A 25,484-nucleotide genomic window follows, 5' to 3' on the forward strand; every position below is an offset into this window, starting at 1 on the left:
TAAACACAGATATACACGGATTTTTAATATTCTGTGGCAGTCCGTGAAACTCCGATGCTACACACACATTATTGTAAGAGATTGTTTTTTTCAGCGGACAAGCATGGATGTATGCGGTTTATTTTTATATCCGTATCAGAATTTACTACAACAAATTCACCTATTTATTATATATTACGAAGTAAGTTTTAAGAATGCTTTTTCAACTTCTTCTAACCCATATTTTATAGGATAACTTTTATCTAAAGGTATCCAGCTTCCAATTTCCAAATCCGCCTTATGTGGCTCAATATGATTATAACCAGACCCATGAAAAAACGTGATTTCTCCAAAATACACTTTTCCATCTACATTATACAAATCAACTCTACAGTGTGGAAATGGCTTTGAAAGAATTTTTGCACATTCTATCATATAATCAAAATTCTTAGGCTTTTGAATTGAATCATCAAGAAAGTTATCACGTGTTTCTTTTATTTCAAGCAAATTAAATCGCATATCATACACATTTCTATAATAATGCTCTGAATGTCCTCCGTCTTTGTCACAAGCGCCAATATCCAAGAATAAAAGTCTTGGAACGCCTGCGAAACACATAAACTTATAATCCAAAAGAGAACTTCCGTCAAGAGGTCTTAAGACTTTTTCAATTACGATTTGAGGCTTTATATACTTATAATTATATTCAAAACCATAATAATAAAAGTTATTACGAAGTAAAGGTCTAAATATTTTTTTTATTTTTTCTTTATCGAAATTATCTTTCGTACAAATTATATTCCCACCTGAAAGATGATTGCACTTCAAAAAGAATTCATTCGGTAGCTTTTCTATGTCTATATCATCTACACTTGTAAAACTCGCATAACACTCATTTAAGATATCGCGTAAGCCACATTTCTCAACATATTTTCTTACCAAATATTTATCCGTACAAATGGTCATAAGAGGATTGAAATAATGAAGTTTCAACCACCAAATTTTCTCGTCAAACGTTTGTGGGTTATCAATACTTAATTTCGTATGATACAGGACATAATATTTAATATGTGCATACATCCTTTTGGGTATAAGAAAGGCTCTCATACGGAAATAACAACGCTTTAAGTTGTTATAAAATAATGTCTCTTTTATTTTCATTCTAAATCTAATTAAATGCTCTGTTATAATTATATCTTTTTTTATTAGAAATGTGTATTATCAATAAAATTGTTGCGTGATTAAATAAAAAACCTATATATGCTTTAAGTAGTTAGGCTACGAGAAATGATTGGCGGAAAGATTCCACCATATTCTCCGATACCGCAGTATTATTTTATACGGCCTTAATTCCCTCACCGATAGAAACAAAGTCGCCTAAGATGTGAATTCGTATCATAAGATATTATTAAAAACTCCATTCATTCCAATATAATTGTTTGAAAATAAATATATGGATAAATTCGACACAACCAATAACTTTTGATATAATGGCAATTTGTCAGCAACATTTCTGTACCAAAAAATATAACGAATATACCATCAAAGGCATTCGATGAATATACTGATATTTAGAGAGACTCAATGAACAGTTCGTCTACAAAGATAGGATATAGGTCGTATCTTAATTTTTAATACACTTTTTTTTAAGTATATCTCCAACAATACGCTGCAAATATGCCAGTTCTTTTGATTTTATTAATTTCGAAACAACATAATAGTAAATTAAGCCAACAGCAATACCAACAAATAATTGTAAAAATACTGATGTGATAGCAAGAATGGATATATATATAACTCCCCCCATAGAAAAAGATAAGACTAAAAAGGGCACAAAGTCAGCCATCTGTTGTAAATAACCCAATTCTATCATTTTACCTGTGTAATATGTATTTATACACAAGCAAATTATCGAACTACATAACATACCAATACATATCGAAACAAGTCCAAACCGAAGGGTAAACAATAAAATTGAAACTCCTATTATTTTCTTTATAATTTCAAGTCGTAAAAACAAATCAGACCGACCTCTTACCTGCAATAGATTAAGATTAAGCGCATGTATCGGATAAAACATCATAGATATAGCTAATATCTGCAAATATATAATACATGATTGCCACTTTTCGGTAAGTAGTGCTATAATCAAAGGATGAGCCAAGACTGCGATTCCTACCATCAGAGGGAAAACAACGTACGCAGATAAACATAACATTCGTCTGTAAATTTGACGCAATTGTATTTTATCATCCTGTACCTTGCTTAGCACAGGGTAAGCAACCCCCCCCAATACAGTTGTAATGGTTGTAGATGGTAAATTAGCAAAAGCTTGTCCTTTTGAGAAAAAGCCTAAATTGGCAGCAGAAAAATACTTACCTATAACCATAGGAAACATATTATTATAAAAAGTATCTATAATAGTAGACAACATTAATTTATAACCAAACGAGAATAAGCTTTTGGCTGTTTGGTGTGAATAGCGCATCTTAGGAATCCAATGTAGATATCGCCAATAAAGAAAAAAACCGACTAAAATAACAATAAATTTTGGATATATCAAAGACCATACGCCAAACCCGGAAAATGCCATAACGAGAGAAACTACTCCTGTAACAAGAGTTTCAATCATATTAATAATGCTTTTCGCCTTAAATTTAAGTTCTGCTTGTAATCTTGTTGACTGTATAGATAGCAAAGACCCCAGGAGAATATAAACAGCATTAAGATTGATAATTCTTACCAATAAAGGCTCATTATAGAAAGCTGCAATATAAGGTGATGTCAAAAATAAAATAACACACATCAATGCAGATAGTACCATGTTAAGAACAAATACTGTAGAATAGTCTAACTCGGTAAGTTCTTTTTTTCTAATCAATGCTAATGAGAAACCAGAATCAACCAATATTTGAGAGATCGTAACAAATACTGTAGCCATGGCAATCAACCCATAGTCTGACGGAGACAACAAGCGAGCAAGTATAATCCCAACAACAAAAGTAACGATTTGCATGGAAAACTTTTCTAACATTCCCCACGCAATACCAGACAAGGCTTTTTCCTTCAAATCGATATTAGCCATATTTTACTCAAGTTTCGAATTTAGAAAACACCTATAAGTCAACTAATATAAATTTGGATGATACTCTGCATGGAAGGATAATAAGCACTGAATTTTCTTTACCTTGGATGCAACCAAATCTAAAATCAGGAACTTTAGTTAGACGTATTTTATATTAAATACAATGGAATATTTTTAACGCTTGCCCTAATCTCGTTCTCATTATAAGATAACGAAGACAATATTTGTACCAGCTTATGCGAAGAAAGTACAAATCTACTACCTCTTTATGAAAGTACTTTCCTAAATCTCTTGTAATACATAAATAAAAAGGACCTTTCCATGCATCTTTTCTACCAATGCTATGATGGACAGATATATATACAGCATTAGCCTGGATGAGATTATGTATCATATTTTGATATGAATTTATATAATTCGCCTTTTTCAGTATAACAACCTTAGTTGCTTGAGAGCAAAATATTGCTTGATGAGATATGCTACCTTCTGTAGCAACAAACTCTTTACAATGGGAAACTATCCATATTTGTTCAACAATAGAAAGTTTTTCGGGATAAATAACTTTATAACCATGCATTGCAAACAAGTTTTCAATAGCTTCCTCGCCAAAGTCTTTTTTATCATGTAGCTCTTTTCGTGACAGGTATATCTTTTCATAGACGTCCCCCCCTCCTTGGTGTTCAACAGATTGCTTAATACGGAAAATTAGCGTTGCAAAAGGAGGGAAAAAAATTCTTTCCGAATTTCCAATTATCTTTATACTATCTTCAGGAATGTAAATACTTTGAAACCTTGTAACACTTACAATCTCTACTAAGCTACTAATATTAACATCTGCAAGCTGTAATAACTCCTTTGCATAACTTTCCAATGGTTTGCCTTGAAAGGTGATATAAACTATCTTAATCCCTGATTTTAACAACTCCATTGCCTCTTGGGATTTAAGCCACCAAACTTTCTTTAAGTTATCCGTAATTGCATGACCATAAACAGAAATAAGAGTACCAATAAAAATAACTGGCTCTGTTACCTGCACTACATTTCTTTTATCAAACTCATAAGCTCCATCCGTGAATTCTTCATGCAATGTGCTGTTTTTCACAAATTCCAAAGAAGAAGTCAGCACACCGCCTTCTCCTTTTCCTTTACGATAGGGTAATATGTATCCCGACTCTATTTTCTGAACCGCTAATGACATATCTCACTATATATTAAAATTACGATTTCCAAGAATATTTTCAAACAAAATATTAGCTTCTTTTATTAGGTGAAGTTAGACGAAATTAATGCTAAAACTACAAACCATATAAGTACACTTCTTTTTTTGCAGAACCAGCCTTAATACGCCAATTCTATAAATAGGGTTGCATTAATATTAGTTTTTGATAAAAGAAAATAATTAATATCAGACCAGTAGCAAAATAGTAAAACAACCGATTTTCTTTTCTAAAGCTCAGTGCCAGCATCGGTACTATCATCATTTCTACAGTTGCAAATATGGTAGATGTTCTTCCTGACAATGCACTATAATTACAAAATATTATCAAAATACAGGTCGAATAAAAATAAGTATCTCTAATGACATAATAATAAGAACTAATCTGTGCCAGTTTTTTTTCTTGATAAGTAAAAATCAGTAAAACCAATAGCTGTAAGTAAATCAGCGGGTTATTCAAACCTTTAGCTGACTCAATATATTCGGTTGTAACATAAGTGTCATAATGCAAATCTGTACTCCAATCTTCAACATAATTAGATACCAAAGGTGCAAAACTATAAGCCAAAACAAAGGATATGGCAATGCCATATAAAATATGTCGCCGCTTAGGGCGATAATAAGCAAATATATAAAGAGGTAAAGCTAACAAACTGGCATGATGAAACAAATAAGCTACTCCTATAATTGCAAGAAATCGCCAAATATCTTTATTCTTGATATATTGCAAAGCAAGCATGATTACGGCTATGGCTAATGCAGAGCGAATTTGTATAAAATTTCTATTAAAGATAAAACGAGCTATATAATCACAAATACCTAATAAAGGAAAAATGCAATATTTGCTTGTAAATTTATAGATGACGAAAAAAGTCAGCAATGATATAAACAACAAATAGGCAGTGGCATTATCTGTAAATGTTTTTACGATGCTTCCTAAATGAAAAAAGCCACGTTCTACATATCCCCAAAATTCATCATGCAATGATGCATTAAATACGTCTTTATTAGCTATTTCAAATACACTGGTATAAACTGTCGTATCTGGCCAACCATAGTTTCTGAACCCTACAATAAATGCCAAGACAACGCATGTAACAATTAATGCCTTTTGCTGATAGTCACGAGACTGACTTGTTGAGTAGACAGCAAAGATATAAAACAACACATAAAAAAATAAGAGAAAAATCATAACATATTCTATCTTACTACATTGTCAAATATCTTTTCCCACAAGGCCACCACATTTTCCAAAGAATACATCCTGGAACGTAACAAAGCCTTTGCTTGCACCGCACTACGATAAGAACTATGTGTAATCATATAGTCTATCGCTGTAGAAAGTGCAGCCACATCGTTGGGTTCACAAACAAGGCCATAACTATCATCAGGCAATATTTCTCGAGTTCTGCCAAGATTAGCCGTCGCCACAGGCGCACATCCCTGCGACATCGCCTCAAGTAATACCATTGGTAAACCCTCGCTACGACTACTAAGCACAAAGATAGCACTCTCTTTATACAAATTCAACATGTCCGATCGAAAGCCCAACAAATGAACGGACTCCTCTACATGATTTTGAGAAATTAACGCTTTTAGATAATTAAAACTTTGCTCATTGCCTGTACCTGCAATGCATAATTGCCATTGTGGATGCTGATGAGCGATTTGTCCCCACGATTTAATCAATACATCAAAACCCTTGAAATACCAATCATCTATCCGACCTGCTGCAAATATCTGATTTTGCTTCATCGGAATTTTTAATTGCGAGGAGTAACTGAGAGGATTTGGCATGACAGATATACTGCTATGGTATTTGGACAATATCATATAATCAGCTTTAGTAAGAATGGTGGTATGGGTGTAAAAATACGGCATGAGCCTGTCAAGTACTCTCGTCGACCATGAAATATGGCAAGCCCTACTTCTTAAAGCGTGGTGTATTGTCAATATAACAGGTATATTCAATCCAACAACAGCCAAACGACCAACAGCAGAACACACATGCATAAAACCGATGATGACATCTGGAGAAAAGCGCTTAGCATAACAACGAACATTCTTAATAACTCGCAACCACTTCTGAGGCTTGTTTTTATATTCACTTATAAGAGGTAGTATATGTACACGGTTATCCAAGTGAAAAGCCATTGGAAGAGATGTATCTGTGATAACATACACTTCGTGCCCATTTGCCACGAAGCCGTTACCTAAATTGGCTGCCACGCGTTCAGCACCTCCCTTACATAAATTATGCGTTATTATAAATATTTTCATCGTTCATTAATCAATTTATCCCACTGAGAAATGATAGTATCCAACTGATACCTTTTACTGGAGTCTATAGCTTTTTGAGCCATATGTATCCGCAAGGTCTCATTAGTCATTAATATAGCTACCTGATTTGCAAATCCTTGCAAATCATTGTTTTTTACTATAATACCATTTTCGCCATTGGTTATAATATCTGTTAGTGCTGCAAAACTATGAAAGGCAACAGGTACACATCCCATTTGCTGAGCTTCTGTAAGCGTTAGTCCCCATCCCTCAAATGCAGATGTCATCATAAAAACAGCACTTTCTTGATAATAAGATAAAGGATTCTGCCTCCCACAAAGTTCTATCCTACACAGATGCTGCTTGGTGATCTGTTTTCTATACTTCTCCAAATAAGGTCCTGTTCCAACAATTTTCAGCGACCAATCATTTAAGCATTCAACTTTTTCTATCATAGCCCATATTTTGATGGCAAGAGATAAGCGTTTCAGTCGCTCATCCAAACGAGACACGATAAGAACTTGTTTCTTCTTTCTTGATATATAATTAAAAGGCAAAAAATCGTTAAACGATAATGCATTAGGGATAATGACAAACTTTTCGCTTTCATTACCTAAATGTGCATATCTCTGATATTCTGATATGAAATTGGCTGACAACAATACCACCCTATCAGAATAACGATATACCGTGCGATACAATTCTTTATTTCGCAATGGATAACCAACTTTATAAATGGGATACAGCATCGTACGAATAAAGTTTTTAACTCCTCCTTCCTGCCATAAGTCCCTTAAAAAAGAAGAGAATTGGAGTTTATACTCCTCATAACCAGGATTGAAATGCAGTACAGAAATCACCTTATAGTGTAAATGGTACTTTGCTCTTATATTTATTAGCAATCTCACATCGCGTGTCATTTTCTGTACAATAATAACACCAAAACGATATTTCAAGAGAAATACCTCTAAAGAATCTTTTGTTACATTTATTTTATCTTCAAAAACGGCATGGGGCAATTCAGAATCTATCTCTTCTTTGTAGGCCAGAAAACATTTATACCCCATGGCTATAAGCCCTTCTGAGATACGAGCCGTTATGCGCTCTGTTCCTCCTTTAAGTTCAGAGACATCTGATGTATTACAAAAAAGAACATTCATGATAATCTGCCAATTTCTTCCAATGAATAATATTTATCGTGATTCCTAACTACTGGAGACACCAAATACAATCTACGCAACACTTTTCCTATAAAATGCCTGAACTTACCACTGCCACACTCTGACAAAGGAGTATACCTAAAGACTGTTTGTTTGTAATACTTTATAAATTCATATCCATATGGATTGGCATCTTCAACATGCCAAGGCTTTATGGTATCTGTATAATGCACGACCACTGGAGCTTTTATAGCTTGCCCTATTGTATTAGCATATTGGCTCTTCCATTTACCTAATTCCGAGAATTCTGGCTTCATCAAAAACCCATTTTGGCAATTAAATTTGGCAGGTAATTCTACTTTACTATCGTGAAGCGTAATGTTCAGAACATCCTGGTCATGCAACACTATTCGTTGTGGCTCATTCATTATCAAACTCAAAAAAAGATCTTTTAAATGATGCTCACGCCAATAGGCTAAATTAACCAACAACATGCCTGCATTAAAATATCCATAAGATTCTGAATATCCAAGACGACTAAAATCCTTAGAATTCAATGCCATGTCGGTAACTACCCCTACTGCTTTTCCTTGTATATTAGCATTCCACAACTCTTCTAAAGAACCTCGAACAATCATATCGCCATCAAGATATATAACACGTTGAATATCTTCTGGAAGAATATCTGATATGAAAAGACGATAGTATGTAGCCTTGGTTATATAGGTCTTTACTTTACCTAATGCAGGAAAATTAGTAAAGAATTTTCCATCTATCGAATGAAAAGACACAATATGTCTCTTATTTGTCAAGACACCATGAAGTTGTTGTTGCTGAAATGCTGTTACTCCATCATCTATCAAAATATGAAATACAATATCCGTATCTGCATTATTAACACTCACCGACTTCATCATAACAGCAGAAGGCATGATATAGTTGCTATCTGTACTTAAAAGGATATGCATCATATTGAATTCAAAAATTTATAATGATAAAATACTTCTTATATAATAGAAAATAACTTTGAGGAATATCCTTAAATTTATAACATTATTCTCCTTCGCAAACTTGAGAATATATCCACCTAAGTTTTGATGATGCTCTTTTGAGCAATCAAACAAATCATTAATTGCTTTTATTACAATTTTACGATGGTATTGCTCATTGCACAAAATCTTATCTATATGAAGCCTGACAGAAAAGGTGTTCAATATAAAATCGATGGATTTTTTTATGTCTTGACTATGACTTGCGGATTCAGCACAACATCTATAAACTGCTGTAGGAATGTCTAAGAATTTCACCTTACTTTTACTGAAAGCAAACAACCATAACGGATAATCTCCCATTTTCCATGATTTCTTAGGTTGAATAGCTGAGACATATTGGTCGTATAATTCTGTTCGATAAACAACAGTTGGAGTGACGACCCTATTAAGTTTCAAAAGCATATCTTCAAAACATGTTTGCTGAGCCCATGCCTTTCGGGTATCCTTGGTTTTTTCATCCTGAACAGTTGCCTGCGTATATACCATCCCATAATCAGGATTTAGTTCTAAAAAATCAACCTGTTTTTGTAATTTGTAAGGATCTGTCCAATAATCATCTCCTTCACATAATGCAACATATTTACCTCTTCTATGCCGATGCACTATCTCATCTATACCAGAAAAGCCTATTTTAGAATACTGGTTCTCTTCTTCATAAATTGGGAAAATAAGATTTGGGTATTTTGTTTGAAACGACTTGATAATCTCAACAGTATCATCTGTTGAATGATCATCATGTATAATTACTTCAAAAGCAAATCTTGTTTGTTGGTTGACGATACCTGTTAGACATTGACAGATATACTGCGCATGATTAAAAGTGAGACAAATAACAGTTAGCAATAGTTGTGAGTCTTTCACTTTATCTTTGATGCATGCTGGTGAACCATAAACAACACTTTTACTGGGTACGTTCTTAGTCAACAGAGAATTAGCTCCAACAAAAGCTCCATCACCTATGAAATGAACTTTGTTTGAAATACTTAAGGATCCTTGTCCAAAAAAAACTTCAGTCCCAATAGTAGTAAACGCCCCAATAGTAGCTTTGTCCGCAATAAAGCTATTCTTACCTATTCGGTTATTATGACAGATAATAACACCAGAAAGTATCACAACACCGTCTTCAATTATTGTATTGGCTTGAATATGAGAAAATGCATTGACTATAACTCCGTTGGGTGATATGCGAGCAAATCTTGACACTACTGCCCATGGATGTACCAAAGTTGGAAGATGACCCCCATAATGAATAATACGTTCTGTAAGTTCCCGTCTAATCTGTATATTCCCCATAGTCAGTAGAAAAGATTTGCCTGCAATACTGCTTGCAAAAAGGTCATCAAAAGAGCCTGCTACAGCATACCCACTATGTACTTTTCCTGTTAAATCATTATTATAATGATACATGGCTGATATACGGTAACCACAATCTAATGCCAAATCTATAAAGACAGGAGTATTGTGACCAACTCCAAGTATAATAATATTTTTCAAAATCAACGATTTATGACAACACCTTTACAATAGAATTTACAATCACCTCTATATTTTCTATTGATAGGCTATAGTACAAAGGCAAACATAAAATGCGTGATGCGATATCCTCTGAACAAGACACTGAAACAGATGGGAAAAGCTTGTTGAAAGTATTAATGGAAGGATAGAAATAACGGCGCGGATAAACATTTTTCTCATTTAAAGCCTTAAGTACTTTGAGCAAATCTTCCTCTGTCTTAAAAACAACAGGAAAATAACTATAATTACAATCTTCAGAAATCTTTTGAAATGATAGACTTTCTATTTTTGACAATTCCGTCTTATAATATAAATATTTCTTCTTTCTATCTGCCAAAGTTTCATCGAGGTATTTTAAATTAGCAAGTCCTATAGCAGCATGAACTTCTGTCATCTTGAAGTTTGAACCGTCTTCTACTATATCTGCATGATTCTCAAAACCAAAGAAACGAATACGCCGGAGTTTTCCGTCCAATTCTTCATTTGTTGTGAAACAAGCTCCTCCTTCTGCCGTGTTCAGAATTTTAGTTGCATGGAAGCTTGTTATCGAAATATCACCATAATTAAATATACTCTGCCCCTTGTACTTTACACCAACAGCATGGGCTGCATCATAAATCACTTTAAGATGATGCTTGTGTGCGATGGCATCTATTGTCTCTATTTCACAAGCATTGCCGAAGACATGAACAGGCATGATTGCTACTGTATGGTATGTTATCTTCTCTTCTATCTTTTTAGGGTCGATATTAAAGGTCTCAGGGTCTATATCAACAAATACTGGTGTGCAATACTCCCACAAAATTGCATTACTGGTAGCAATAAACGTAAATGGAGTAGTAATAATCTCACCCTTTAGTTTTAATGCACGAATTGCCATCTGTAAGGCTAACGTTCCGTTGACACATGATACAACATGAGGTACTCCTAAATATGTTTGAAGTTCTTTCTCCAATTTTTGAACAAGCGGCCCATTATGAGTCATTATACCAGTTTCCCAAATACCTTTTAATAAAGCATCAACCTCTTCTAACGGAGCAAGCGTTGGTTGTGTCACATAAATGTTTTTATTAAATTCCATCACAATAATCATTTATTTGTTGTATATACGAAGCTTGTAACAAATCTTGACGGTATTCTTCATCAAAATCTTGATTGTCCAATATGTTTGCTACATGGTCTACCATCAATGAAAAATGATCAGCTGCTGGCAAAACAAACTCTTTTCGTCCAGCTGATGCAGTTTCAACAATAATGACAGGTTCTAAGTTTGCTGGTGCTGTGTAAGCTCGGGTTGAAATCAGTTTTCCACGACTTCCCCATATCTCAAAACCACACTGATAAAAATGATCGAAGCCATATGCCAGCTCAGCAATAATGCCGTTCGTACTTTCCAAGAAAGCTCCTCCATATAAATCTACTTCGGAATGTTGTGGCACAATTTTGGAAGCACCTCGCAATGAAAATGTTTCCATCGGAAGAATGACAGTCATACTTTTCAACGTGTAAGCACCAGCATCAAGCAAAGCGCCTCCTCCTAATTGCTTTCCATATCGAATATTGTTCGAATCATTAAATGGTGGGAAACCAAACTGGCTACGAAAGCATCTTACATCTCCTAATTCCCCTGACATTACATAGTCTTTTACCCATTGTGTCTGAGGATGAAAACGGAACTGGAAATTCTCCATTAACAGAAGATGATTTGCCGTTGCAAAATTTACCATTTCTTTCACCTCATTTGAAGAGACACCTAAGGACTTTTCACACAAAACATGCTTCCCTGCATGGAGTGCTTTCATAACCCATTCGTGATGTAGCCCTGTCGGAAGAGGAATATAAATCAAATCAATTTCTTCATCTGAAAGCAGTTCTTCGTAGCTACCATAGCCCTTGCAGGAGTATTGATTGGCTATAGGAGATGCTTTCTGAATATTGCGACTGGCAATAGCAGCTACCTTGAATCGGGGATGACGGTAGAATGCTGGTATGACAGAACGCGTAGCTATATTGGCACATCCTAAAATACCAATATGATAAGTTTTTTGAGACATAACTAACTATATGAGAGTGCAGAAATAAGACTTCTTGCTTGTATATTGAGATAATTGTTGAATCGAAGAAATTCATAAATCTGATGAAGCGTCATCCATGTATATCGATATGGTAACTGCTCTTCAAAGTCCGCATCTGCCTCTATTATCATATTACGATTCTGTTCTTTATAGAACCTACCACCTTCCTCAGACTGTAATGTGTCATAGATGATTTGGCTCTGATGTGCAGAGAGTACATAGTCAGCGAAATGAGGTTTCTTCTGACCTGCATATAGATTGCCGGTCAAACACTGTACGGTCGGTGCCAACTCGATAACATCAAAATTTCCACATTCAAGTTTGGCCTGAACCAAGAAATGATAAACTCCATTAATTTTTTTTATGATGTATGCACATAATCCTTGCTGTGCAGGTTGGACAAGGGGCTGGCACCACTTTGTTACTTCTCGATTGCCAATTGCAACATTGACTCCTATAATCTTGAAATACTTACCATCGTCCCTCACTATCTCACTCTCCGTTTTAGTCCATCCTTCCATACCAATAATAGGACAAGGACTAACCTGTAAATCAAACTTAGCTTTCAGCGAAGTGAGCCATGAAAGTTGTTCTGCAGTACTGAAAACACAATGATTTGTTTGTGAGGAAAGCATCAGATTTGCTCCAAACTCAGATAAATCGTTCAAATTGTCAAGAGGAGACAAATAGTCACTAAGTTTCAACCCAGAAATTACTGTTCTTGTATCCATATTGACTAGATTGTCCGTTTTCATCAACTCTTTAATTTGCCCGAGCGTCATCCACTTGAATTCAGGAAGAACAGGTATATCATCTTCAACTTTTATAATAATATTCCTATTCCTTTTTCGCAGAAAACGAGCACCCTGTTCAGATTGCAATTGATCCAGTAGAATTTGATGAGGTTTTGCATTCACAAAATATTCTAAATATGCCGGACTTTTTCCTGCGTGCACTCTAGTAAAATTACTTCTCGTAGCTTGTAATGTTGGAGATATTTGCACACAATTTACATTTCCAGGCTCGATTTTTGCTTGCATCAAAAAATACAGCACTCCTTCAAATTCTTTTGTCAGAATACCCAAATATCCAACTTCAGGCTGTGAAATGATAGGTTGCTGCCAATGTTCTTGTTTTTCATATTCAGTATGAACATCAATACCCATAATTGAAAAGAATCTACCAGAATCATGCCTTAAAGAGCCGTCTTGTTCAGAATGCCATTTTTCCATCCTACTGAATGGAATTCTCTCAACGGAAACCTGAACTTCTTGATTACGTTGGTTAATCCAATTCTTTATTTCCTGTACTGAATTAAAAATACTCTCTTTGTAAAGCAATGAGTTTATTAACATAGTGAAAGATATAACAGATTACGATTACATTCTCTTTCTAAATCGATTATAAGAGAAAACAATTAAACGATGTTTGTGGAGCAACGGTGATGTGACGGTAATTATATTTTTATCCATATTGTAGTATTGTAATTTCTTAAGATAGAGAGTATTATATTATAAACTGATAAAAGCATTTACAACACCCTTACCACGGTCCAAAGCCTTCGGGTTCAACTGCTTCTACTGATGCTTTTGCCGCTTCCAAGTCAAAGAATTTAGGATCGTCAATCTCTCCGTTTTCTTTCATGTCTTCATATCCCCACTGCCCTCCACAGTCTTCTTCGGGACAGGCTCCTTTGCCAGTAATGCAGGTAGCATGGTCAGAATACTCATCGAGAACCTTCTCAAGAGTGATATCGTGTGTCCAATCGTCACCAAAATCATAGACATAGCAAAGTTTATTTACTATGCCTCCGTCGCCGAAAAACTCTCCTACTGTGAATTTCCGAGCATCGAAGTCGGGAGCGTAACCCCAATCATCCTCACGTACTTCGGCAATGTTCAGCATACGACCGTATTGTCTGTCACAGAAACAATACAGATGTTCGTTCCACCAACCGAATGCTTCTTGAATCACGGCGTGGAATCCTGAGAAGGTGAAGTTGGCAGGTACTAACACGCTTCTCCATACGGGTGGATTGGTGATGCCTCTCAATTTAATCTTGAACTGATAGGTGAGTTTCAGTCCCTTCTTTCCTCTTGGACTTGTCGTCGCCATACGTGCCATGATCTTGCTTGTCCTATCTAATGATGTCAAAGCATCCGCCAACGCATCGATATCATGCGGTTGCAAATCGAATTTTTCCTTTTTATTCGTCATTGGAATCAGTGAATCTTTATCAGTATCAAAGTTGAAAAATCACTCACTATCATCAAAGTCATCTTCGTCCAGAAACATAAACCCTTTGGAACAAGCATTATGAGCATCATCTTCTTCGGTGCTGCCGATGATATTGACATTATTCTCTTTATTGATTTGCTTCACTGAGGAGGCAGATAAAAGAGTGTTTGCAGTCTCACCCAAATGAATGATAGTCAATTTAGGTGCCGTGTATTGTTTCATGGCTATTAGAGAATGAGTTGATGAATGGGGTTTGACTTGCTCCTCACCTTTTTATTATTTTCTTCCCATTCTTGATATAGATTCCTGGGAGCAAGGGTTTGGTGTCGTCCACGGCTATTCCCTGGAGGGCATATGTTCGGTTGCAGTTGGTCGCCTATCTGTATTAATGGTTTTAACAGTTGCCTTTCGTCTTCGAATTTTATGGAATATTTGGCTTTTGTCGATACACTCGATGATTTTCGTATCCTGAAGAATGCGCGCATGTCGTACATCCGATTGCCTGAAGTTGAGGGCTTGTAGAGTCTATCACCGTCACCGAGGAATAGTTCACTGCCATCGGTTTGGAGCTTTTTGGGATCGTAAGTGCCAACAAACGACTACATTCTGTGGGACCTTTCACCGCTTGCGGGAGTTTCTCTGTGCAGACCACATTGGTAAAAGTTAGGTTCTTTACCATTTATGCAGGAGGATACAATCTGTTTTCACTTATCCACTAAGTGCTGCAGTGCCATGCCAATATATTTGTCCTTATGAAACATCTTGTCCTTGCGATTACTCCATTGGGCTAAATCACGTCCTATTGTTTCTATTTTTTCTTCTTCAGTTTTTGCATTCAATAACGTCTTATCCGTTTTTGAAAGATATGCAATAGTAGCTAAGAGTTCTAACATATAGTTAGAGTAAAATCCGCGCAGAAACTCTTTTGTTCGTTCAGCGATGCCAAGCCAACGCTGATTTTCTTTTTTTTGCAAATACTCACTAACCACATTTGCCGCATCGCCTGTAACCCAAAATTCATCAAAAGGCTTGTTGTTCATTGTTTCCATACCCATGATGTAGCTTCCGTTGAGATAATGCAACACATATTTTACCTTACCCGAATAAGGTCCATAATATCCTTTTTGAAATTGAAGACGAAAGGCATCCTTGGCTCCAAACTCTTGAAGAAAAAATGCAATTTTCTCTGCTGCGAACTCAGAAGGAGTACCATCTTCTAAAACCATATCACATAATACGCTAAGCAACATGGCGCGGGCAGGTGTGAGTTTGGCTTTCTCCTTTTTCATTCTGTCTATGATAAGTGCATTGGGTTCGTATATCATTATCTGACAATCTAAATCGTGCAGATATTCTTCTATCATACGTTTTACGTTATTCCAATCCAATCCTCCATTGCAACTTCCCAAAGCAGGTATAGCTATAGAAGCAACATCTCTGTCTATTATCTCCTGACGTAAATCTTGAAGTCCTGATGAAATATAAGAGTATTGAGAGGAGTTTCTCCAATGTTGCTTCGTTGGAAAATTGATAATAAGTCGTTTATTACCGTCCATCTCCCTTTCTTCAGTAATAAACATTTTTCCAATCACTACTTTTTGGTCTTTGCAGGCTTGACGATAAGACTTATAATTATTAGGGTACCGTTCCTTAAACTGCAAGGCGATACCCTTTCCCATTACACCTTGTGTGTTAACGGTATTAACCAATGCCTGTGCATGACTGTCAAAAAGATTTCCTGTGGTATAGCTTATCATTTGTTTAAAAATAATAGTTATTATTAATGATAATTTTCTCGTTGTCTATGCCAAAAGAAACAAGTTTATCATGGGCTGCTTTATCATATACAACATAGCCTGCAATCATTGTTGTTGGAATATTATTCTCAATTAACAATTCCGCTGACTTCAATCGTTTATATTCCCCACTATTATCTTCTCTAATAGACCAATATGTTCGATATACATTTTCGTAATGAACAAGTTCGTTAAGCTGATTTAATTTATCTATTTCATAGGTATGTGAACAAATATTTCGAGCATGCCCATCAGTAAAATACCCTTGAAATCCGCTTTTTATAATATCCGAAATTTTTAATACAAGGTATACCAAATTCGTGGCATCACATTTTTTTACTCCATTATATCCATGCTGGATAGTATATAACATTGGTGTTCGAGGCCCAAAATAAAAAGGTATATAATCGCCTATGCAACTTTCTGTATGAATGATATTCTGATTTCGTCGCACTTCTATTAAACTTTCGTCGCCAATAGAGATATAGCTATCATCTTTCTTTGTAGATTTAGCAGCATTCACAATTCCATTTTCAAGAATATATGGAATATTATCAATGTGAACTATCCTAAATGCGTATTTAATCTTATTATCAGACATTATTTATCAAATGCTTGCAGAAAACAGTCCTGCACGACTCTATACACATAAACACGCCTGTTACTCCCATAATACACCCGACAGCAACATAAACAGGACAAACTAACAGTTCGTCTAACATAGAGTTCTTATCTTGGTGGAGGATAATACCTGTCGTTTTATCTTCAAATGCGATGGCGTAATATGACTTGGTCGCGGTATGGCATCTGATTGTATTCTGAAAAAGCATATATTCCGTACATTTGTCTATCAGAGGTTAACGGCATCTACAGTCTGTCATCGTCGCCAAGAAACAATTCGGTGTCGTCTGTTTCTAACGCAATAGGACCTTACTGGGTAGTCTATTTTGCCACTCCTCCTTTTTACCACGCTTAGTAGACTGAGAGGATGTCCTCGACAGCTTCACGTATCTCGGTTATGTTCAGCATACAACAGTATGGCCTGTCAACGAAACTATACAAATCATGAGGCTACAAATCGAATACCAGTTCGGATTATGACAGCTTTTCAATTTTTTCTTTATTGATAGCCATCTGGAATTAATTAATCTTATCACTATCTAACTTGGAAGAAATCATTCCCAATCATCAAAGTCATCTTCGTCCAGAAACATAAGCCCTTTGGAACAAGCATTATGAGCATCATCTTCTTCGGTGCTGCCGATGATATTGACATTATTCTCTTTATTGATTTGCTTCACTGAGGAGGCAGATAAAAGAGTGCATGCAGCCTCATCCAAATGAATGATAGTCAGTGTAGGAGCCGTGTGTTGTTTCATGATTATTAGAGAATGAGTGAGTAAATAGGGGTTGTCTTACTTCTCACCTTTTTATTATCGTCTTCCCACCCATCACATACACACCTGCTGGCAAGTAATGGATGTCTGTTCCTACTTCTACACCTTGCAAATTGTAAATGTGCTGGTTGTGCGTTGAAGGATGTGAGTGCAGCAATTGTATTCCATTCACCGTTTCACTGCCACAATCAATGGCATAAGTAATCTGCTTGGCCGAAGAACTGGTTTGTTTGTTTATTTTAAAGTAGGCCCGCATGCCATACATTTCACTCTCCTCTTCGGATTTAGGTTTGGCAAGGTTGCCATTAGCCAACAAAAACAATTCGGAGCCATCAACACTTAAGTTAACAGGGTCGAATGTGCCAACGAAAGCATATTGCCCTGTTTCATCTTGAACTGTCTGCGGTTTCACATCTTGATAAACTACGTTTGAGAAAATAGGATTTTTGACCTTGACCACAGGCTTGATGAGATAAGGAACACCAGCCTCAATCACAACAGTATCCTTAAACTGCAGCACGTTGTTTTCAATCTTTTTAGTAAACTTTAGCAATGTGCAATTTCCCATTGCCTCTTTTAAAGCTTCCTTGCTCACATCAAACGGCAGACAGATGGTGTTCCAATGGTCTGATGCAAACGTGCGCTGCACTTGATATGAATATGTCTCTCCAGGTTTGATGTGTTGGGTTTGTAATTTTTGCTGACCGGATAAAACGGAGGCAACTTCTATAAAATATAAATATAGAGCTCCTTTTTCATAATTGTCTCCTTTCATTTCAACCGTAAGAGTTCCACTATTTATTTTACCCTTCGTGATATAAAAATTACTTAGATTATTATTTGAGTCTTTTTTCTTTTTCGTGTATTTACATGTATCACTTTTGTCTTTATCCGAACCGAGGGTCATTCTTACTTCGTAACCTCTCCCATTTCGTCTGTCTGCTATATCTGTGGACACTCTTACCAAATCCACATCCTTAAACGGTGTTGTGGTTGCTAAACAAATAATTTGAGATTTTTCTTCTTGTTTCCCCACATGCAGGCAATCCACATCGCTATCAGCAAGCACTCCATCTACTGTCAATTCCCATTGATGATTATAAAGTTTATCGGTAGGCTCAAATGTTGTCTGAGTTTGTTTTTTGCCATATTTATACACAAAATTATTGAATAACGTCTTAAAGTAGAACCTTTGTGCATGTGTTTCTACCTCTGCAAGAAATAACAGCATAAAACATAATAGCCAAAAATTTACATACGTTTTCATGAGTAAGGATTTGAATGAAAGTGTTCCTCTGTTATTAAGTAGATAAACGAATCAGTCTCGCTTAAAGATGTCGCGTGTATATACCTTCTCTTCCACATCATCCAACCAGCTGTCATAACGATTGGCAACAATGGCTTGCGACTCTTGCTTGAATGTTTCCAAATCATTCACTACCCTACTGCCAAAGAAGGTAGTACCGTCCTTGAGCGTAGGCTCGTAAACGATCACCTCTGCACCTTTGGCTTTGATGCGTTTCATCACGCCTTGAATGCTGCTCTGCCTAAAGTTGTCACTGTTGCTCTTCATCGTGAGGCGATAGATACCAATCACGCATTTTTTCTCTTTAGAGGTATCAAAGGCTCCCCGATTGAAATAATCGTAATAACCAGCTTTGTGCAAGACACGGTCAGCAATGAAGTCTTTACGGGTGCGATTGCTCTGAACAATAGCTTCTATCAGATTCTCGGGAACATCCTCGTAGTTGGCCAAAAGTTGTTTGGTGTCCTTAGGCAGACAATAACCTCCATAACCAAACGAGGGATTGTTGTAGAACGAACCAATGCGTGAATCAAGTCCTACCCCTTGGATAATGTCTTTGGTGGAGAGGTTTTTCATCTCAGCATAAGTATCCAGCTCGTTAAAGAAACTCACTCGAAGTGCTAAATAAGTATTGGCAAACAGCTTCACCGCCTCTGCCTCGGTGGTTCCCATGAAGAGCGTGTCGATATTTTCTTTTATTGCGCCTTGCTGTAGCAGCGTGGCAAAAGCGTGTGCTGCCTGTTCTAACTTTTCGTTACCCGCTGGCCGACCAATGATAATTCTGCTGGGATAGAGATTATCATAGAGAGCCTTGCTTTCACGCAAAAACTCAGGAGCAAAGAGGATGTTTCCACAACTGTATTTCTCACTGACGCTCGCAGTATACCCCACAGGCACTGTACTCTTGATAACCATGATGGCATGAGGATTTACCTTCATCACCAGCTCAATGACCTCTTCCACATGCGAGGTGTCGAAGAAGTTTTTCACGGGGTCGTAGTTGGTTGGTGTGGCAATCACCACAAAGTCAGCCTGCTTATACGCTGTCTCGCCATCAAGGGTAGCTTGCAGGTCAAGTTGTTTCTCGGCAAAGAACTTTTCTATGTATTCATCGCTGATGGGAGATTCCCGCCGGTTAATTTTGTCTACCTTCGCTTGCACCACGTCTACAGCCAACACATGATAATGTTGACTGAGCAACGTGGCGATGCTTAAGCCGACATAACCAGTACCCGCAACGGCGATGGTATATTTTTTGTTCATAGGATAGAATTATATTTCATTTGGTTTACCATTTACAAAAGTAACCTTAGCTCAAAGCCAACAATCTCTCTACTCACTCATTGAACAAGGGACATTTATTTCTTATCCCATCAAGTCCTATCTCCAAGGCAATGATATTACCATATATCACCTTTTGATAACCATTGATTATTTTGGATAGCCTGTGCAAAGGTGATGTATCACGCCCATTATTGATTTCTTCTGGGTTTGGATATTGTTCAAGGATGCGAGTTAGCTCGTTTCTATCAATGTAATCTTTATCAGAAAAGACATGATCAAAACTATCTATGTCATGAAATAGCAAGGACTCAAATTCGTGCAACTGAATGTAAGGTATGAAACGCCTATCATTGATATCACATGCCATTCCCTCGCATAAGCGATTTATTATCTCCTGCTTATCTTGCTTACACTGCACCTCCTCCCAAGCAGGAAAGTGATGCTTATCTGTTAAACCGTAATAATCAATGAACAAGGTAACAAAAGCGTTTTCTCTGAGATGATTTAATATCTGTTTTCTCAAATCTTCCCATTTAACGATTCCTCCCATTGACTTTTTTATGCGTGGGCAGTATACACTGATGTTCTGTTTGGACAATTCAGGCATCAACAGGGCTTTGCAGAACTCTTGTTCTGTCTGTCCCTCACATATTATAATCAGTCGTTTTACTGACATCCCGTATCAGGTATTAGGTTGGGCTCTGCTGATAATGCTAAGCTTCCACAATTCATCCAGTGTATATTCATCAACCCATTGGGAAAGTTGGTCTGCATCCAATCGCTCAAAATGACTCTCACCGTTTATCTGGTCCACGGTAACTACATCTTGTGGTTCAAAATTGGAAAGCAACTCTGTCGATTGTGTGGCTATTATCACCTGACATCCTTTTGCGGCAGCCGACTTAATGAGCCCAGCCAACTTACTAATGGCGGCAGGATGCAATCCTAACTCAGGCTCGTCAATGATGATTACTTGAGGTAAGGTTGGCTGAAGGAATAAAGTAGAAAGAGCGATAAAACGCATCGTGCCATCTGACAAATCATTAACACCATACACCATAGAGCTATACCGATCTTCCCATTGCAATCTCAAATCGCCTTTCGCATTAGGATGAAAAGAGAAATCACGAAAGTATGGCGCTATGCTCTGTACCGTTTTAACGATAAAATTATACTTTTGCAGATTATCATTTTTAATATGATACAAGAAAGCTGCTAAATTTTGACCTTTATCATATAAGCGGTAAATATCATTATGTATATTTGACCACTGTGTAAATGGCGAATGCTCGCTGGTATCGTGGAAATGGTACTTCTCTAAACCAGCCAAGTAATCCTTGATGAAATTTGCTCGCGGAACAGATGAATCATTAATCTTTGATTCGGTCTGAAAAGAAGATATGTCAATGGGATTATCCATATACGGATTGTTGGCATACCATAGTCCCTCCTTGGTAAATACAAACCCCTCTGTACCAGCTTTCAACTCAAAGGAATATCCATTTTTACCAAAATCAAGATGAGAATAAATCGTATCTGTTATCTTGCTTCCCTCAAACAAGAATTTATCCATTCCTCCATGCAAAGCCACATATTCTTTCAACCGTTGAAGATACATATTTTTCAACAGTTCAAAAAAAGACAACAAATTAGACTTTCCACTGCCATTTGCACCTATTAATATATTAATGGGTGACAATTTCAGCTTCAAATCCCTTATTGATTTATAGCCTTTAATCTCGATAGATTCCATGGTGTTAATTTTATAAAGGAATGGAGTAGAAACCAGATGGCATTCTATCCTTGCAGCGATTGCCTGTACCAGTCGTACAACTTCTGCACGCCCTGCTCTATTTCCACCTTGTGCGTCCAACCCAAAGAGTGCAGCTTTGACACATTGATGAGTTTGCGCGGAGTACCGTCGGGTTTGCTTTCATCCCACACAACGGTTCCTATAAAGCCAACAGTTCGTACAATGAGTTCGGAGAGTTGCTTGATGGTCAGTTCCTTTCCCGTACCTATATTAATATGACAGTTGCGTATCTCGCCAAGGGAGGGAATGGCACCGCCACGCCCCTCGCTATTGTTGCGATTTACCTCTCCATCGGTAGCAGTGCCGTAAAACACGCTCGAATATTTGTCTATGCCGATAATATCCTTAAAATCTACATTTAGAAGGATGTGTACCGAAGCATCCGCCATATCCTCACTCCAAAGGAACTCACGCAATGGCGAGCCTGTTCCCCAGAGTGTTACCTTATTGTCTTCGATGCCATAAAACTTCAATGCCTGCAAGATTCGTTCTTTACTGCACTCACCGTCAACATTGTCTTTTCCTATCTTTTCTGCCAAAGCTTTAACGGGATTAATCGCTCGCTTGTTCATATCCACCCGAATGGCTTCCCAGTCATCTTCGTGAATCAGTTTTGCCAAATATATCTTGCGCATCATGGCAGGCATCACATGACTGTTCTCCAAATGGAAGTTGTCGTTGGGTCCATATAGATTGGTGGGCATCACTGCAATATAGTTCGTGCCATATTGCAGGTTATAGCTCTCGCACATCTTCAGTCCTGCAATCTTGGCAATGGCATATTCTTCGTTGGTGTACTCTAAAGGCGAGGTCAACAACACATCCTCTTTCATGGGTTGTGGTGCATTCTTTGGATAGATGCAGGTAGAACCCAAGAAGAGTAACTTCTTCACACCATATTTATAAGCTGACGAAATCACGTTGCATTGCATCATCATGTTTTGCATGATGAAGTCGGCTCGGTACAGACTGTTCGCCATGATACCTCCCACAAAGGCAGCAGCTAACACCACCGCATCAGGACGTTCCGTCTTGAAAAAGTCGTCAACGGCCTGCTGATTAGTTAAATCTAATTCGCTATGGCTGCGCCCTATCAGTTGGCTGTATCCTCTTGCTTCAAGATTCTTCCATATCGCAGAACCCACTAAGCCGTGATGTCCAGCAATGTATATCTTAGATGTTTTTGATAATGCCATGATTAATGGATGGGGTTTAAGATTTCCTAGGGATACTAGGAGCACTAGGAATACTAGGGATACTAGGAATTCTAGGAAATCTAGGGAATTTAGAAATAAAAAAGCTATTCCTTATTATTTCACATTCTTCAAATCGAACTCTGTCATCTTCTTCACCAGTTCTTCGAAGCTGGTTTGGCGGGGATTCCAGCCTAACTGTTCTTTCGCCTTTGTCGGATCACCGAGCAATTGTTCAACATCTGCGGGACGGAAATATTTGGGATCCACCTCAACCAGCACCTTGCCCGTCGCCTTGTCAATGCCCTTTTCATTCATCCCTTTATCACGCCATTCAAGTTCGATGCCAGCATGATGGAATGCCAAGGTGGCGAAATCGCGCACACTATAATATTCACCTGTGGCAATGACGAAATCGTCAGGCTGCTCTTGCTGCAACATCAACCACATACATTGCACATAATCGGGCGCATAACCCCAGTCGCGTCGAGCATCCAAGTTACCTAAATACAGCTTGTCTTGCAACCCATGCGCTATACGTGCAGCTGCCAAGGTAATTTTGCGGGTCACAAAATTTTCGCCCCTCCGCTCACTCTCATGATTGAACAGAATGCCGTTGCAACAATACATACCGTAACTCTCGCGATAATTCTTCATAATCCAAAAGCCATACAACTTTGCCACAGCGTAAGGCGAACGTGGATAGAAGGGCGTAGTTTCTTTCTGTGGCACCTCTTGAACTTTTCCAAAAAGTTCGGAAGTACTGGCTTGATAGATGCGACAACTCTTTTCTAAGCCGCAAATACGCACTGCTTCCAACAGTCTGAGCACCCCTATGGCATCCGTATCTGCCGTATATTCGGGCACATCAAAACTCACTTTGACATGACTCTGTGCTGCAAGATTATAGATTTCGGTAGGTTTAATCTCACCAATGATACGAATGAGAGAGGACGAATCGGTCATGTCAGCCCAGTGCAAATTCACCAAGCGAGACTGTTTCATATCCCGCACCCATTCATCTAAATACAAATGTTCTATACGTCCTGTGTTGAAAGATGAACTACGGCGAAGAATACCATGTACATCATATCCCTTATCAATCAAAAACTCTGCAAGATAACTTCCATCTTGTCCAGTAATACCGGTAATAAGAGCCACTTTACGATTTGTCATAAATATAAAATTAAAACATGAATATTATAGGTGAGATTTCATCTCATGCTGAACTAAGTGAGCGATTCGGGATTTCAATAAACAGAAAGAAATAACTTGATAGCGAGAAAAACGTATCACTTATCGCACAAGAAAAAACCTGTATCTAAACATCAATACACCCATGAATGCTCCTCCAAAGGGGTTAGAAAAATAGAGACACCCTCCTCTCCTTGTCAGTCGTTACTAACAAGCGATATAAGGTATCATCTCCATTTTTCACCTCCACTGTAGGGTTGTTCAAGCCCGCAGAGCTTTCATTATGAAGTGTATTTGTTCAGTTTGCAAAGATAAATATTTTTATTTACAACGCAAACGTTTGTATCTGTTATTTCACACCAAAGAAACTGCAGATTTCGCCAAAGAAAGGGGGTTATTGTAAAGAATAATCTGTTTTTAGTTTCTGTTATAGCCATTATCCTTCAATGAAATCCAATCATAAAATAGCGCTGGTAAATTTGGTCATGCACTGCCTTGTTCAAAGAAAATAAATGCTGAATTTTCTTTACAAAGTGCCTCTCATAACTCGCATAAAAACAACCAACATCAAAGTTGGTCGCAAATACGCAAAAAATGAGCGACTTTTATAACACGTTGATATTGAATATATTACGCATAAAGAATTTATTTTCACTCCCTTTTTTACCGTTTTTTGTCGACTAAAGCATTAAGATAAGCCTGCAATTTGCATGCTTTAAGACGGCTGAAGCATGTGAATAATGCCTCTAATACATGTTTCCAAGCCTGCTAAGTTGATGTTTCAGCTTGAAAAGACGTTTATTTTGCTAAAATCAGCGTAATTTTATATATCGTTTGCCTATTAAATTTTTCTATTTTGAAGATTTTAGATGGCCGTTTTTTGGTAAAATTACAGGACAAA

General features: G+C 37.2%; 23 protein-coding genes. All 23 read right to left on the reverse strand.

Annotated features, from left to right (window positions below; genetic code table 11):
* Positions 1-174 precede the first annotated feature (174 nt).
* The 23 genes from HMPREF9304_RS04640 to gmd all read right to left on the reverse strand — a co-directional run bounded on the left by HMPREF9304_RS04640 (position 175) and on the right by gmd (position 24,565).
* A complete protein-coding gene (locus HMPREF9304_RS04640; protein ID WP_036926883.1) occupies positions 175-1,140 on the reverse strand; it encodes an ATP-grasp fold amidoligase family protein in 966 nt (321 codons plus the stop codon).
* Positions 1,141-1,603: 463 nt separating this feature from the next.
* The gene (locus HMPREF9304_RS04645; protein ID WP_036926884.1) at positions 1,604-3,064 is read right to left on the reverse strand and encodes a lipopolysaccharide biosynthesis protein; all 1,461 of its coding nucleotides are present in this window, start codon (positions 3,062-3,064) and stop codon (positions 1,604-1,606) included.
* 154 nt (positions 3,065-3,218) lie between these two features.
* On the reverse strand, positions 3,219-4,262 hold the full coding sequence (locus HMPREF9304_RS04650; protein WP_036926885.1) for a glycosyltransferase family 61 protein: 1,044 nt from the start codon (positions 4,260-4,262) through the stop codon (positions 3,219-3,221).
* Between the two features lie 154 nt (positions 4,263-4,416).
* On the reverse strand, positions 4,417-5,472 hold the full coding sequence (locus HMPREF9304_RS04655) for an EpsG family protein (protein ID WP_036926886.1): 1,056 nt from the start codon (positions 5,470-5,472) through the stop codon (positions 4,417-4,419).
* A gap of 8 nt (positions 5,473-5,480) precedes the next feature.
* Positions 5,481-6,560 carry a glycosyltransferase gene (locus HMPREF9304_RS04660; RefSeq protein ID WP_036926887.1) on the reverse strand — a complete coding sequence of 360 codons (1,080 nt, stop codon included), beginning with the start codon at positions 6,558-6,560 and terminating at the stop codon, positions 5,481-5,483.
* On the reverse strand, positions 6,557-7,720 hold the full coding sequence (locus tag HMPREF9304_RS04665; protein WP_036926888.1) for a glycosyltransferase: 1,164 nt from the start codon (positions 7,718-7,720) through the stop codon (positions 6,557-6,559). Before HMPREF9304_RS04665 ends, HMPREF9304_RS04660 begins: the two co-directional genes overlap by 4 nt.
* Complete coding sequence (locus HMPREF9304_RS04670; RefSeq protein ID WP_036926889.1) at positions 7,717-8,691, reverse strand: glycosyltransferase family 8 protein; 975 nt, start codon at positions 8,689-8,691, stop codon at positions 7,717-7,719. The genes HMPREF9304_RS04665 and HMPREF9304_RS04670 overlap by 4 nt, the downstream gene beginning before the upstream one ends.
* A gap of 15 nt (positions 8,692-8,706) precedes the next feature.
* On the reverse strand, positions 8,707-10,266 hold the full coding sequence (locus tag HMPREF9304_RS13995; protein WP_156104761.1) for a glycosyltransferase: 1,560 nt from the start codon (positions 10,264-10,266) through the stop codon (positions 8,707-8,709).
* A 10-nt stretch (positions 10,267-10,276) separates the two neighbouring features.
* Complete coding sequence (locus HMPREF9304_RS04685; RefSeq protein WP_036926935.1) at positions 10,277-11,368, reverse strand: DegT/DnrJ/EryC1/StrS family aminotransferase; 1,092 nt, start codon at positions 11,366-11,368, stop codon at positions 10,277-10,279.
* Positions 11,358-12,341, reverse strand: coding sequence for a Gfo/Idh/MocA family protein (locus HMPREF9304_RS04690; protein WP_036926892.1), 984 nt, complete (start codon positions 12,339-12,341; stop codon positions 11,358-11,360). The genes HMPREF9304_RS04685 and HMPREF9304_RS04690 overlap by 11 nt, the downstream gene beginning before the upstream one ends.
* Positions 12,342-12,343: 2 nt before the next feature.
* The gene (locus HMPREF9304_RS04695; protein ID WP_036926893.1) at positions 12,344-13,717 is read right to left on the reverse strand and encodes an NDP-hexose 2,3-dehydratase family protein; all 1,374 of its coding nucleotides are present in this window, start codon (positions 13,715-13,717) and stop codon (positions 12,344-12,346) included.
* A gap of 187 nt (positions 13,718-13,904) precedes the next feature.
* Positions 13,905-14,579 (reverse strand): plasmid pRiA4b ORF-3 family protein, encoded by a 675-nt coding sequence (locus HMPREF9304_RS04700; protein ID WP_052045906.1) that lies wholly within the window; start codon positions 14,577-14,579, stop codon positions 13,905-13,907.
* 39 nt (positions 14,580-14,618) lie between these two features.
* On the reverse strand, positions 14,619-14,822 hold the full coding sequence (locus HMPREF9304_RS04705) for a hypothetical protein (protein ID WP_036926894.1): 204 nt from the start codon (positions 14,820-14,822) through the stop codon (positions 14,619-14,621).
* 199 nt (positions 14,823-15,021) lie between these two features.
* Positions 15,022-15,279, reverse strand: a complete 258-nt coding sequence (locus HMPREF9304_RS14335) for a hypothetical protein (RefSeq protein WP_156104762.1) — start codon at positions 15,277-15,279, stop codon at positions 15,022-15,024.
* 25 nt (positions 15,280-15,304) lie between these two features.
* Complete coding sequence (gene darG, locus HMPREF9304_RS04710; RefSeq protein ID WP_036926897.1) at positions 15,305-16,357, reverse strand: type II toxin-antitoxin system antitoxin DNA ADP-ribosyl glycohydrolase DarG; 1,053 nt, start codon at positions 16,355-16,357, stop codon at positions 15,305-15,307.
* A gap of 4 nt (positions 16,358-16,361) precedes the next feature.
* Entirely contained in the window at positions 16,362-16,997 is a 636-nt protein-coding gene (gene darT / locus HMPREF9304_RS04715) for a type II toxin-antitoxin system toxin DNA ADP-ribosyl transferase DarT (RefSeq protein WP_008125831.1), read from the reverse strand.
* Between the two features lie 574 nt (positions 16,998-17,571).
* Entirely contained in the window at positions 17,572-17,775 is a 204-nt protein-coding gene (locus HMPREF9304_RS04720) for a hypothetical protein (RefSeq protein ID WP_036926899.1), read from the reverse strand.
* 43 nt (positions 17,776-17,818) lie between these two features.
* The gene (locus HMPREF9304_RS04725) at positions 17,819-19,060 is read right to left on the reverse strand and encodes a hypothetical protein (RefSeq protein ID WP_036926900.1); all 1,242 of its coding nucleotides are present in this window, start codon (positions 19,058-19,060) and stop codon (positions 17,819-17,821) included.
* A gap of 51 nt (positions 19,061-19,111) precedes the next feature.
* Positions 19,112-20,362 carry a nucleotide sugar dehydrogenase gene (locus tag HMPREF9304_RS04730; protein WP_036926902.1) on the reverse strand — a complete coding sequence of 417 codons (1,251 nt, stop codon included), beginning with the start codon at positions 20,360-20,362 and terminating at the stop codon, positions 19,112-19,114.
* A gap of 73 nt (positions 20,363-20,435) precedes the next feature.
* A complete protein-coding gene (locus HMPREF9304_RS04735) occupies positions 20,436-21,059 on the reverse strand; it encodes a DUF4276 family protein (RefSeq protein WP_036926903.1) in 624 nt (207 codons plus the stop codon).
* Positions 21,060-21,065: 6 nt separating this feature from the next.
* Positions 21,066-22,136, reverse strand: coding sequence for an AAA family ATPase (locus tag HMPREF9304_RS04740; RefSeq protein WP_036926907.1), 1,071 nt, complete (start codon positions 22,134-22,136; stop codon positions 21,066-21,068).
* Between the two features lie 44 nt (positions 22,137-22,180).
* Entirely contained in the window at positions 22,181-23,392 is a 1,212-nt protein-coding gene (locus HMPREF9304_RS04745) for a GDP-L-fucose synthase family protein (RefSeq protein ID WP_036926909.1), read from the reverse strand.
* 114 nt (positions 23,393-23,506) lie between these two features.
* Positions 23,507-24,565, reverse strand: coding sequence for a GDP-mannose 4,6-dehydratase (gene gmd, locus HMPREF9304_RS04750; RefSeq protein WP_036926911.1), 1,059 nt, complete (start codon positions 24,563-24,565; stop codon positions 23,507-23,509).
* Positions 24,566-25,484 lie beyond the last annotated feature (919 nt).

It is taken from the genome of Hoylesella timonensis S9-PR14 (assembly GCF_000762405.1).
In the GTDB taxonomy this organism is placed as follows: Bacteria; Bacteroidota; Bacteroidia; order Bacteroidales; family Bacteroidaceae; genus Prevotella; species Prevotella timonensis_A.